We start from the raw sequence: 12,811 nt of genomic DNA on the forward strand, positions 1-12,811 counted from the left end.
GGCGTTATCACTACATTAGGAAAACCCAATGTCATTTATGAATCATAACGCCCTCATTGGCATCATCACTCATCTATATACTCGACCCAAGCCGAGCAATTTTTTGCAAAATCGTTTTAGAAAAATGAAGTTCACTCACTTCGCTTTTCTAACCCGACTTTTATACTTTTAATCAGATTAAATAGCACACTAAACAGCGTTAAAATGTTGATAAAATGTACAAAATTTCAACATTTTTTAAATATAGCGGTTCATTAATCGTAACATGATCTCATAAACCAATTGATTTTTTTGACACATACCTCCTATAAATTGGCGAAATACAGTGATTCTATTTTCATCTAATATATGGTGCTTTATTTAAAAAACAGAAGCAATTTAGACCAAAGTCCAACCCCTGCTATTTTAGATAAAAGAAAAGAGAGCACATCTCTCAATCTGCCCTCTCAATTACATGTTACATGATAACATCTAAAAACAAATATTGCAGCTAATCTTGGCATTTGCCTATGCTTTACAACAAAATAGCAGCACTGGATTACAATTGTGTGCAACTTTAGTCGCCTTTTATCGGTTTTTGTCTATTAATCCAGCAGTTATACCTAAAAAATATCAAGCACTCATTTTTTAATCACTTCTTTTTATACTTCGTTTTTATGTTCGATATTAAAAAAACACACCTCGTTATTATTTTACTTTTACAGCAATATTAGACCATAAAAAAAGCACATCCGAAGATGTGCTTTTTTCAACCTTAGCTCGCTTAGCCAGCTTGGTCTAATAACATGTTACGAATGTGACCAATTGCTTTCGTCGGGTTCAAACCTTTCGGACAAACAGACACACAGTTCATGATGCCTTTACAACGGAACAATGAGAATGGGTCGTCAAGACGAGCCAAACGCTCTTGAGTTGCAGTATCACGAGAGTCAATGATGAAGCGGTATGCATTCAACAATGCTGAAGGACCCAAGAACTTGTCTGGGTTCCACCAGAATGATGGGCATGAAGTTGAACAACATGCACAAAGAATACATTCATACAAACCATCAAGGTGTTCACGATCTTCTTGAGACTGTAAACGCTCTTTTGGAGGCGCAGGCTGGTTGTTGATCAAGAACGGATGAATCTTGTTGTACTGATCGTAGAACTGATTCATATCAACAACTAAGTCTTTAATTACTGGAAGACCAGGAAGTGGACGAATCGTAATCACTTCTGGTAAGTCGTTTAGGTTCCAAAGACACGCTAAACCATTTTTACCGTTGATGTTTACACCATCAGAACCACAAATACCTTCACGACATGAACGACGGAACGTTAAAGTTTCGTCTTGTACTTTCAATGCAAGAAGCGCATCAAGCAACATACGGTGCTTATCAGTCAATTCAAGCTTAAAAGTTTGCATGTACGGTGCTTTATCCTTATCAGGATCGTAGCGGTAGATATTAAATGTACGAGTACCTCTACTCATCTTACTTCTCCCAATTAGAATGTACGTGGTTTAGGTGGAATAGCAGCTACAGTAAGCGGCTTGTAACGTACTGGTTTGTACTCAAGACGGTTATCTGTAGAGAACCATAAGGTGTGCTTCATCCACTCATCATCACGACGACCATAAGAATAAGTTGGGTGATCTGGTGGTAACTCGAAGTCTACAACCGTATGCGCACCACGACATTCTTTACGTGCAGCAGCTGAGATTAATGTCGCTTTAGCAACTTCATATAAGTTTTCAACTTCTAAAGCTTCTACACGTGCAGTGTTAAATACTTTAGATTTGTCTTTCAAATGAATGTTGCGAACACGTGGTTCAAGCGCAAGAATTTGCTTAACACCTTCTTCAAGCAATGCTGAAGTACGGAATACACCTGCGTGATCTTGAACGATGTTACGAATCGTATCTGCAACTTCTTGAGCGTTTTCACCTGAAGTCGATTCGTCAAGTTTACGAATACGGTTCACAGTGTTTTCAAGTACAGTTGTTGGAAGTGGTTCGTACTCACCATCGTGTTGCTTAGTTACATACTCAATGATGTGCTGACCAGCAGCCTTACCAAATACAACCAAGTCAAGCAATGAGTTTGTACCTAAACGGTTTGCACCGTGTACGGATACACATGAACACTCACCAATTGCATAGAAACCTTTTACTGGTTTAGCAAAATCACGGTCGCCCGAGTTTGTTGTATAAGTATCAGTTTCTGCGTTGTAGTTCGCAACCAACTCTTGAGTTTCACGGCTTTCTGGCACAACCACTTGACCATGAATGTTTGTTGGAATACCACCCATTTGATAGTGGATGGTCGGTACTACTGGAATTGGCTCTTTTGTACAGTCAACGTTCGCGAATTTCTTACCAATCTCGAATACAGATGGAAGACGCTTCATAATGGTGTCTGCACCCAAGTGCGTCATATCAAGCAAGATGTAGTCTTTGTTTGGACCACAACCACGACCTTCTTTAATTTCTTGGTCCATAGAACGTGATACGAAGTCACGTGGCGCCAAGTCTTTCAAAGTTGGTGCATAACGCTCCATGAACGGCTCGCCTGAATCGTTACGAAGGATACCACCTTCACCACGACAGCCTTCCGTTAACAATACGCCTGCGCCCGCAACACCCGTAGGGTGGAACTGCCAGAATTCCATATCTTGTAATGGAATACCCGCACGAGCAGCCATACCAAGACCGTCACCAGTGTTGATATATGCGTTTGTAGATGCACGGTAAACACGACCTGCACCACCTGTAGCAAATAATGTCGCTTTCGCTTGGAATACTGCAATTTTGCCAGTTTCTTGGTCAATTGCTGTAACACCAAGTACATCGCCTGCTTCGTTACGGATTAAATCAAGAGCAATCCATTCAACGAAAAATTGAGTACCCATTTTCACGTTGCTTTGATAAAGCGTGTGAAGAAGTGCGTGACCAGTACGGTCAGCTGCAGCACATGCACGCGGCACAGCTTTTTCACCGTAGTTTGCAGAGTGACCACCGAATGGACGTTGGTAAATTGTACCGTCTGCGTTACGGTCAAATGGCATACCCAAGTGTTCTAATTCATAAACCACTTGTGGCGCTTCACGCGTCATGAACTCGATCGCGTCTTGGTCGCCTAACCAGTCAGAACCTTTTACTGTGTCATAAAAGTGGTAGTGCCAGTTATCTTCTTGCATGTTACCAAGAGATGCACCAATACCACCTTGCGCCGCAACAGTGTGCGAACGTGTTGGGAATACTTTGGTCAGTACCGCAACTCTCAAACCCGCTTGAGCAAGCTGGTAAGATGCACGCATACCTGAACCACCACCACCAACGATGACTGCGTCAAAAAATTGGTGTGGAATATTTGTATAATCTTCTTTAGGGTTAATCGCGCCCATGATATTTTCCTATCAATTCGCCCAGAAAATCTGGATAGCCCAGATTGCGTATGCAAAAACAGCAATAATCACTGCTGAAGTCAGCACTAGGCGTAAACCTGAAGCTGAAGGACCCATTTGACGAGTAGTCACATAGTCAGTGAATACTTGCCACATGCCAATCCAAGCGTGTGCAACAAGAGATAAGACTGCCAATAAAGACATAATCTTCATTGGTAATGTCATCATAAAGCCGTACCACTGTTCAAAGTTGAATCCACCGTTAAGAAGAATCCAACCAAATACCACAACGGTATAAACAGCAAGAACTACAGCACTAACACGTTGGATATACCAATCGCGAGAACCTGAACCCGTTAAACCTGTAGCACTTTTCATTAGATTACAATCCATACAAATGCTGCAACGATACCAATTGCAGACAAGATCAATGAAATAGTAGCTGCAATGCGACCGCTTTGCAGTTCTTCTGCAAAACCAAGGTCAGCAAGTAAGTGCTTAATACCAGCAATGAAGTGATAAATTAAGCCGGCTACAAATACCCATACGATAAAGCGCACAAAGAAACCGTTAAAAATTTCTTGAACTTGAGCAAAACCTTCAGGTGAAGACAATGACTTGTCTAACAACCATAAAAGTACCGGTACGAGTAAAAATACGATGACACCAGAAAGACGGTGTAGAATTGATGCAATAGCCACGGGCGATTTTAAGTTTACTTCTAAAACTTGACCCATGGACAAATTGACAGGTCTGTTGCTTTTCACAGCGGGCATCCTGTAAGTAAAAACTCCATCCGGAGTTTGTTGGAATAAATTCGAAGGAAAGCTGGCATTGTCAGGCAAATTCATGCCTAACCTTAAAACGACACTGAATTATAAAACGTCAACTGTCAAAATACAAACAACACAGCTCGGCTTTTTTGCCAAAAATCCTTTAAATAAGAATCATTAACAACAATAAGAAGCAACAACCTGCTTAACTAAATTACAATCATACTTATAACACAATGTTTTTATACAATTTATTTAGCAATAGGCTCTATATATAGCTTTATATCTATTTAGAATATTTAGACTAAAGATAAATTTGCACCTTACTCTCTATCATATCTATTCGTGTCTACAAACATTGAGCACACAGCTTTATCGGACACTCGCATCTTTTACTGTTAAAGCTGTGATACGTTGCTGCAAAGCAACAATTATTGGCTTACTCACACTCGGATAACTTTTATTTATTTATAATCAAAAGACTTAGACTGTTTTATATTTCCCCGATTACAAGGTTTACAACCCAGACTATTTCTCAAACTTATATTCAGCGTCCGCTCTAAATACCAATCTACCTTTTTTACCATAATCATCATGCGAAAGAATGACTTATCCAGTATTTTCCAATATTACACAAAACAAGAAACTCTTAATCTTATGCAGAACCCCATATTCTTTTGCCCAAAAAATGCTTATTCCTAAAATTTTTTCTGAGTTTAATCAGTCATTTTTTGATCAATTAACATCTATTTTAAATACCCGACTTGCAGCCTGTATCCAAAAGACAAACCTACCTGATGCCTATGCAAAAACGTGTAAGTTATGAGAATTAGATAAATTTAAGTTTTGGGCTGCAACCCACCGCAGAATCACCACAGCAAAACCATTATTTAAAATTGCTTACAATTAATCCCAAACGATGATTTTTTTCTGCACATCCAACAAATTTTGACTTATGATACTGCGGCTGTGCTGTGATTTTATTGATTTTTTTACTGGAATTTTTTCGGCTTTTTCTGCAAACAGTCGTCTACTTAATCCATAAGTATAATTGACAAAATTTCAGTACTCTCTAATCTTAGAGCAAATTTTTAATCCGTCTGACTTGCGCATTAAAAGATTGATACTTCGAGTCAGATCAACATTCACCAGGACAGGAGATCTATTGAATGTCTGAAGCAACTGGCAAAAAAGCCGTATTACAGCTTGATGGAAAAGAAATTGAATTACCAATTTACAGCGGCACATTAGGCCCAGATGTAATTGACGTTAAGGATGTGTTGGCGGCAGGTCACTTTACTTTTGATCCTGGTTTTATGGCAACAGCGTCTTGCGAGTCTAAAATCACATTTATTGATGGTAACAAAGGTATTCTTTTACACCGCGGTTACCCAATTGACCAATTGGCAACTAAAGCTGACTACTTAGAAACTTGCTACTTATTATTAAATGGCGAGCTTCCAACAGCTGAACAAAAAGCTGATTTTGACGCAAAAGTTCGCAACCACACTATGGTTCACGACCAAGTTAAGCGTTTCTATAACGGTTTCCGTCGTGATGCTCACCCTATGGCAATCATGGTTGGTGTTGTTGGTGCGTTATCTGCGTTCTATCACAACAATTTGGACATCGAAGATGTTAACCACCGTGAAATCACAGCGATTCGTTTAATCGCGAAGATTCCTACTTTAGCGGCTTGGAGCTACAAGTACACAGTTGGTCAACCATTCGTTTACCCACGTAACGACTTAAGCTACGCAGAAAACTTCTTGTACATGATGTTTGCTACACCAGCAGACCGTGACTACAAAGTTAACCCTGTTCATGCACGCGCTATGGATCGTATTTTCACGCTTCACGCTGACCACGAACAAAACGCGTCTACTTCAACTGTACGTTTAGCTGGTTCTACTGGCGCTAACCCATACGCATGTATCTCTGCAGGTATTTCTGCACTTTGGGGTCCTGCTCACGGTGGTGCGAACGAAGCTGTTCTTAAGATGCTTGACGAAATCGGCTCTGTAGAAAACGTTGCAGACTTCATGGAAAAAGTGAAGACTAAAGAAGTGAAGCTTATGGGCTTCGGTCACCGCGTTTATAAAAACTTCGACCCACGTGCAACAGTAATGAAGCAAACTTGTGACGAAGTTCTTAACGACTTAGGTATCAACGATCCACAACTTGCACTTGCAATGGAACTTGAGCGTATTGCGTTATCTGATGAATACTTCATCAAGCGTAACTTATACCCTAACGTAGACTTCTATTCAGGTATCATTCTTAAAGCGATTGGTATCCCAACAGAAATGTTTACTGTAATTTTCGCTCTTGCACGTACTGTAGGCTGGATCAGCCACTGGTTAGAAATGCACAGCGGTCCTTACAAAATCGGTCGTCCACGTCAGCTTTACACAGGTTACACTCAACGCGACATCAACCGTTAATTCGGTTCGCGTTGTACCTTGTAAAATGAGTACGACTCAAAAAACCACCTTCGGGTGGTTTTTTTTATTTTTGAATATTTATCCACACTAGAATACAAAGCCTTGGTAGTTTGACTTAGACAACATAATTAAATTGGGTCGCAACCCATTTTACGCTATATTTTTAATGTCAGCCTTTCATGATCAATTTACATGCTGCAACTGCATTTCTTATTTTTAAGTCTGCTCATGCGTTTTTTAAAACTTGCGCAGTTTAAATATCGCTACTTAACACCTGCAGAAATACAGCTCTGCCAGTCTGTGTTCGGCCATTTAATTGACTACAGCAAAGTCAGAGTCATGAATCACCCCTATTTACCTTGGCAACCACAACATATATTTATGGCACCCTGTGGTGATATTCATGTGCGCAATTTGCATTACCGTTCAGACTACACACAAGCACATTTAGGCTATCAAGCTATTTTTATTCACGAAATGGCGCATGTTTTACAATACCAACATAAAATTAATGTCTTTCTACATGGCGCACTCTTACAAACGGCATATTATTTAAGTTTTAAACAGTACAATCCATATCGCTATCAATTGATTACAAACAAGCCTTTTTTTGCCTATAACATTGAACAACAAGGCGACATCGCTAAAGATATTTTCCTGAAAAAAATTGACAATATTATTCTGAATCCACCAAAACCAATTGCTTAACTGAATATTCTTTAACTTGAGCAATCAGGCTTAAAACCACAGACAAACCTAATCTTAAAATATAATAATTTCAAATAAATAGCATAAAAATTCTGTCACATTTCAATGATATTCTGCAGCATACAAGAATAAAGTGTATTCGATGCTAGCATCTATTCTAAATTACGATAAAATAGCAAAAGTCTCTATTTTTGCACCGCAAAATAAGATCTTTATCTGTTAGATAATAAATGGTTTTTATTTGTGCCTTTCGGCAGTCGTTTAATCCACAATACACTGCGCTGAAATTTTTATAACAATAATAATCAGTTGTTTATGTGTATTTTAAACCTATAGGAATAGGACTTAATTTAAATGAAATCTTTTAAAATTGCCCTTGCACAGTTCTCTCCACACATCGGCAATCTCGAAGCAAATGCGCAAAAAATGCTTGAACAGGCAAATGAAGCGAAAAAACAACACGCAGATCTGATTATTTTCCCTGAACTTTCTCTCTTGGGTTACCCAGCAGAAGATTTATTACTGCGCCCAAGCTTGAACAAACGCACTCAACAAGCATTTGAACAATTACGTGAAATTAAAGATATCGTTTTAGTTTTCGGTTTTGTGAATGAAACTGAAGATGGTCAACGTTTCAACTCTGCTGCAGTCATGAAAGATGGCAATATTCTTGGTATTTATAACAAACAAAATTTACCAAATTATGCCGTATTTGATGAGAAACGTTATTTCGATGAGGGTCATCAACATCTGGTATTTGAATACCTTGGACATAAATTTGGCGTATTGATTTGCGAAGACTTATGGGCACTGCCAACGGTACAGCAACTCGCACAACTCAATGTTGAAACAGCATTGGTGCTCAATGCATCCCCTTATGAAGTGGGCAAGCCACAACATCGTGTACAAACCATGACTGAGTTGGCTAAGCAGCTCCACTTAAATGTTGTATATGTGAACCAAGTGGGCGGTCAAGATGATTTAATCTTCGATGGCACTAGCTTCGTGATCAACCAAGCGGGCGATGTTGCACTACAAGCGCCGACGTATCAGGAAGGTGTATTCTTCGTTGAATATGACGCTGCTCAGAAACACTTTAAAACTGCAGAGATTAGCCCCGCTTTAGATACGTTGGCAGAAATTTACCAAGGCTTGGTTTTAGCTACACGTGACTATGTACAACGTTCAGGCTTCCCTGGGGTTATTTTAGGTTTATCGGGTGGTATTGACTCTGCGCTGACACTTGCAATTGCAGTCGATGCCATTGGTGCAGACAAAGTACAAGCGGTGATGATGCCATATACTTATACAGCACAAATCAGTGTTGAAGATGCGGCAGAGCAAGCCAAAGCATTAGGTGTTACCTTCGGCATTGCCGAAATTCATCCTGTAGTGAATAGCTTCATGCAAACCTTGTATCCGTTCTTTGGCAATAGCCCAAGTGACACCACTGAAGAAAATTTACAAGCCCGTGCACGCGGTACAATTTTGATGGGGCTTTCCAACAAATTTGGTAATTTAGTCCTGTCTACAGGCAACAAATCTGAGCTGGCTGTTGGCTATTGCACCTTATACGGCGATATGGTCGGTGGTTATGCCGTACTCAAAGACGTGTATAAAACCATTGTATTTGAACTGGCAAAATACCGTAACAGTATTGCTGATACGCCTGTTATTCCAGAACGCGTGATTACTCGCCCACCTTCTGCAGAATTACGCCCAGATCAGAAAGACCAAGACTCTTTACCACCGTACGAAATTTTGGATGCAATTTTGTATGCCTACATTGAAGAAGATCAAAGCCAAGAAGATATTATTGGCAAAGGCTTTGAACGTGCAATGGTTGAGAAAGTGATTCAATTGGTTGATCGCAATGAATATAAGCGCCGCCAAGGTGCCCTAGGACCACGTATCAGTTCACGCGCATTTGGCCGTGAACGTCGTTACCCATTGGTGAATGGCTGGAAACCTGGAATTTAAGCGAAACTATGGCTTAAACAGAAGCGTAAAAAACCAAGCGAAGGCTTGGTTTTTTATTGTCTGTATTTTAAGAATAGGTCAATAAAGCTCAACTTAAATTTTAGACATAAAAAAAGACCAAGCTGAGAGCTTGGTCTATAAAAATGGTGGCTATGACGGGACTTGAACCTGTGACCCCCGCATTATGAGTGCGGTGCTCTAACCAACTGAGCTACATAGCCATAAACTGTGTGCGCATTATCTAAACTTAGCTCTGCATCGTCAAGTATTTTAATTTACAAACGCTCACAGTTTAAACAAATACTTTTCAATTTATTAGTTTTTAGGCAATTTACCTTTTTCTTACGGATTATCATCCATATTTATTGCAAAATTTATTCAAATGACCAAAGAAAATACTATGTCTTCTACTCTTCGTTTTAAATGGTTTGCTGTTGCAGGCTTAGCTTTGAGCTTAAGCGCATGTCAGGTCGTTGGGCCTATTTTGGTCGACTACAACGGTGTACGCCGCGACGTAGCACAATATATCAACTCAAAAATGAGCTACAGCTTTGCTGACAAACGTGTATTGGTGGCCTATGCCAAAGGTCAGCAAAAGATTCTTACTGCAGATCGTCTCAGTCCTGAAGCCCAGCAACAATTGGCCTATGAGCGTGCGGTGGGACGTTATTGCGCATCACAGCATATTTCACTGAAACAGTTAAATCAGGTGGATGCCAAAATTTTTAGCTATCCTGATCAGCAAGCCAACTGGCAACATATTCAAAACCTGCAAATGCAAATTCAGCTCAATACCAACAACATAGATTGCACAGGAAAATTTTAAAGATAAAAAAAGACCACGTTAGTGAACGTGGTCTGAAAAATGGTGGCTATGACGGGACTTGAACCTGTGACCCCCGCATTATGAGTGCGGTGCTCTAACCAACTGAGCTACATAGCCAAAAACTGTGCGCGCATTATCTGCTGTAATGCTATAGACGTCAAGCATTATCACACAACTATTGCTTAAAATTTGGTGAAGTGAACCGATAAGCCGGGTTCTGTCAAGAACGATCATTCCTCTAGGCGTACAATCACTCATACGCTCAAGCGACCTACCCGAATCCAGTACGGGCCGTACCTCAGGATTCCTATTTGGTCTTGCTTCTGGTGGGGTTTACCATGCCATGAACTGTTACCAGCCATGCGGTGCGCTCTTACCGCACCCTTTCACCCTTACCTTCAATTTCTTCCGAAAAAGAAACCATACGAAGGCGGTCTACTCTCTGCTGCACTTTCCGTCGGCTCACACCGCCCAGGCGTTACCTGGCACCCTGCCCTATGAAGCCCGGACTTTCCTCCCCTGCTTTAGTCACGGAGACCTCCACAGCAGCGATCGTCTGGTTCACTTCGAAGGCGCATCTTAGCAAAATTATGACTTAATTGCTTGCGCTTTTTTGAGCAATTAGTTTTTTATATTTTTCCATTAATTGTTCCTGCGTTTCCTCATGCTGCGGATCGGGCGGAATACAATCGACTGGACAAAATAACTGACATTGTGGCTGATCATGATGCCCAACACATTCAGTGCATAAGGCTGGATTGATTTCATAAATCAACTCACCCATAAAAATCGCCTCATTTGGGCATACAGGCTCACAGACATCACAGTTAATACATTCATCGGTAATATATAAAGACACGCTACCAACCTTGTTGCAGTTTACGCTCAAATGCTTCGACCACGACTGGAGATACAAACTTGGTCACATCTCCCTTTAAGCGTGCAATTTCACGAACCAGTGTAGATGAGATAAACGAGTATTGCTCTGACGGCGTTAAGAAAACTGCTTCATATTTACCATCTAATTGACGGTTCATATTCGCCAACTGAAACTCATATTCAAAATCTGAAACCGCACGTAACCCACGTAAAACAGCTGTGGCCTTTTGCTCACGGAAAAAATTGACCAGCAAACCATCAAAGCCTACAAACTCAACATTTGGCAAATGTTTTAAAGAGGCTTGTGCCAATTCAACACGTTCTTCCAAAGTAAAAATTGGGTTTTTATGATGTCCAATTGCAATCGCGACCACGACTTCATCAAACATTTTTGCAGCACGTGTCACTAAGTCAATATGACCATTAGTAATCGGGTCAAAAGTGCCCGGATAAATTACGCGAGTTTTAGACATCCATTAAGCTCTAGTTGGTTTTGTCGGCGTTAGTTTAACAAATACAAAAAATTTTAGTGAACAAAGTCTACCGAATTATGAAACTTCACAGATATATGGTCTATAGTTGCAACGATTTTGATTTGTCAGCCAGTCCTTGTTTGAGGCACAATAGTCATAAGTTTGGAAGTAATTGATTATGGCGAAGGTAACTGTAGTTAAAAAAAATACGGGCGGCACAATTGCACAGAATAAACGTGCACGTCACGATTATTTTATTGAAGAAAAATTTGAGGCTGGACTTTCACTGCAAGGCTGGGAAGTCAAATCTTTACGTGCTGGGCGCATGACCATCACCGAAAGTTATATTTTATTTCGTGACAATGAAGCTTATTTATTTGGTGCACAAATTCAGCCGCTACTGTCTGCATCTACTCACGTTGTACCTGAAGCAACCCGTACCCGTAAACTTTTATTGTCACGTCGTGAAATTGAAAAGTTGATGGGTGCTGTGAATCAAAAAGGCTATTCCTGTGTACCTTTGGCTTGCTATTGGAAAGGCCCTTTGGCAAAACTGGAAATTGCCTTGGTTAAAGGTAAACAATTGCATGATAAACGTGCTTCAGAGAAAGACCGTGACTGGCAGCGTGATAAAGCACGTTTGATGCACAAGTAATTTAATAAATTACCATCATTTAAAAATTAGCATCACCAATAAAAATGCTCGATTAAATATCGAGCATTTTTATGGCATTTGTAAAAATCGAATCAAACTTAAGCTTTAAGTTTTAATTCCACCAAATACTTGCCAAATTTGACCGCAGTTTCTAAATCACCTTCTGGTGGTGTAACTTCTACACTGGCATTATCCGATTGCGTCATTAAACCCAAAAAGCTCGACATACGATTAATGTCATGTGGGCTACGGCCTGTAGGCATAAACGGTAAACCTGACCACAACATGCCGTGCTGCATTGCAAATAAATTTATTTGTTGCAAGACTGCCAGTTTATCGCCACTTAAACCACCACCATTGGTAAAGCCTGCGGCAAGTTTGCCCTGCCAAGTTCTGGCCAACCAGCGTTTGGAAGATTCTTCCATAAACTGTTTTAAGGCAGAGGTAATGCTTCCCATATACGTTGGGCAGCCCATAATAATAATATCGGCTTGGTCTAAGTTGTCCCATTCAATTTCAGTGACTGCCATCAACTCAACTTGTGCGCCCATTTGTGCAGCACCTTGCGCAATATGCTGTGCCACCTTAGCAGTATGGCCATAAGGACTGTGATAAACCACCGCCACACGAATTGCAGCGCAAGAAGATGTTGTATGAGACACTGACATGAGAATGTTTAAAACCAA

Annotated in this window: 12 protein-coding genes, 2 tRNA genes and 1 other RNA gene; 5 read left to right on the forward strand and 10 right to left on the reverse strand. The window is 40.3% G+C overall.

Going from position 1 to position 12,811, the window contains the following annotated elements; translation table 11 throughout:
* Positions 1-763 precede the first annotated feature (763 nt).
* Genes ACNS8M_RS10380 through sdhC form a run of 4 tightly spaced genes read right to left on the reverse strand, consistent with a single transcriptional unit; the run spans position 764 to position 4,163 of the window.
* Positions 764-1,474: a succinate dehydrogenase iron-sulfur subunit gene (locus ACNS8M_RS10380; protein WP_096901010.1), complete on the reverse strand. Its 711-nt coding sequence runs from the start codon at positions 1,472-1,474 to the stop codon at positions 764-766.
* A gap of 14 nt (positions 1,475-1,488) precedes the next feature.
* Entirely contained in the window at positions 1,489-3,387 is a 1,899-nt protein-coding gene (gene sdhA, locus ACNS8M_RS10385; protein ID WP_168541653.1) for a succinate dehydrogenase flavoprotein subunit, read from the reverse strand.
* Positions 3,388-3,399: 12 nt separating this feature from the next.
* Complete coding sequence (sdhD, locus tag ACNS8M_RS10390; RefSeq protein ID WP_096901012.1) at positions 3,400-3,765, reverse strand: succinate dehydrogenase, hydrophobic membrane anchor protein; 366 nt, start codon at positions 3,763-3,765, stop codon at positions 3,400-3,402.
* Entirely contained in the window at positions 3,765-4,163 is a 399-nt protein-coding gene (sdhC, locus tag ACNS8M_RS10395) for a succinate dehydrogenase, cytochrome b556 subunit (RefSeq protein ID WP_143228670.1), read from the reverse strand. The genes sdhD and sdhC overlap by 1 nt, the downstream gene beginning before the upstream one ends.
* Before the next feature lie 1,166 nt (positions 4,164-5,329).
* Here sdhC and gltA point away from each other — a divergent pair.
* From gltA to ACNS8M_RS10410, 3 genes are all read left to right on the forward strand, one after another.
* The gene (gene gltA, locus ACNS8M_RS10400) at positions 5,330-6,604 is read left to right on the forward strand and encodes a citrate synthase (RefSeq protein WP_096901013.1); all 1,275 of its coding nucleotides are present in this window, start codon (positions 5,330-5,332) and stop codon (positions 6,602-6,604) included.
* 192 nt (positions 6,605-6,796) lie between these two features.
* Complete coding sequence (locus ACNS8M_RS10405; RefSeq protein WP_168460911.1) at positions 6,797-7,312, forward strand: hypothetical protein; 516 nt, start codon at positions 6,797-6,799, stop codon at positions 7,310-7,312.
* 354 nt (positions 7,313-7,666) lie between these two features.
* Positions 7,667-9,292, forward strand: coding sequence for an NAD+ synthase (locus tag ACNS8M_RS10410; RefSeq protein ID WP_168460910.1), 1,626 nt, complete (start codon positions 7,667-7,669; stop codon positions 9,290-9,292).
* A gap of 144 nt (positions 9,293-9,436) precedes the next feature.
* On the opposite strand, the gene ACNS8M_RS10415 is transcribed toward ACNS8M_RS10410, so the two are convergent.
* A tRNA-Met gene (locus ACNS8M_RS10415) sits at positions 9,437-9,513 on the reverse strand.
* A gap of 179 nt (positions 9,514-9,692) precedes the next feature.
* Between ACNS8M_RS10415 and ACNS8M_RS10420 the strand changes: the two genes are divergently transcribed.
* Positions 9,693-10,118 carry a hypothetical protein gene (locus tag ACNS8M_RS10420; protein WP_168460908.1) on the forward strand — a complete coding sequence of 142 codons (426 nt, stop codon included), beginning with the start codon at positions 9,693-9,695 and terminating at the stop codon, positions 10,116-10,118.
* A gap of 40 nt (positions 10,119-10,158) precedes the next feature.
* On the opposite strand, the gene ACNS8M_RS10425 is transcribed toward ACNS8M_RS10420, so the two are convergent.
* The 4 genes from ACNS8M_RS10425 to coaD form a co-directional block, all read right to left on the reverse strand.
* Positions 10,159-10,235: transfer RNA gene (locus ACNS8M_RS10425), tRNA-Met, on the reverse strand.
* A gap of 73 nt (positions 10,236-10,308) precedes the next feature.
* Positions 10,309-10,686, reverse strand: an RNA gene (rnpB, locus tag ACNS8M_RS10430) — RNase P RNA component class A.
* Between the two features lie 27 nt (positions 10,687-10,713).
* Positions 10,714-10,977 (reverse strand): YfhL family 4Fe-4S dicluster ferredoxin, encoded by a 264-nt coding sequence (locus tag ACNS8M_RS10435; RefSeq protein WP_168460906.1) that lies wholly within the window; start codon positions 10,975-10,977, stop codon positions 10,714-10,716.
* A gap of 1 nt (position 10,978) precedes the next feature.
* A complete protein-coding gene (gene coaD / locus ACNS8M_RS10440; RefSeq protein ID WP_168418035.1) occupies positions 10,979-11,470 on the reverse strand; it encodes a pantetheine-phosphate adenylyltransferase in 492 nt (163 codons plus the stop codon).
* Between the two features lie 178 nt (positions 11,471-11,648).
* On the opposite strand from coaD, the gene smpB reads away from it, so the two are divergent.
* Entirely contained in the window at positions 11,649-12,125 is a 477-nt protein-coding gene (gene smpB, locus ACNS8M_RS10445) for an SsrA-binding protein SmpB (RefSeq protein WP_168418034.1), read from the forward strand.
* Positions 12,126-12,223: 98 nt separating this feature from the next.
* On the opposite strand, the gene ACNS8M_RS10450 is transcribed toward smpB, so the two are convergent.
* Positions 12,224-12,793 (reverse strand): flavodoxin family protein, encoded by a 570-nt coding sequence (locus ACNS8M_RS10450; protein ID WP_419224807.1) that lies wholly within the window; start codon positions 12,791-12,793, stop codon positions 12,224-12,226.
* Between the last annotated feature and the right edge of the window lie 18 nt (positions 12,794-12,811).

The sequence above is a fragment of the Acinetobacter sp. A2 genome (genome assembly GCF_048537555.1).
Lineage (GTDB): Bacteria > Pseudomonadota > Gammaproteobacteria > Pseudomonadales > Moraxellaceae > Acinetobacter.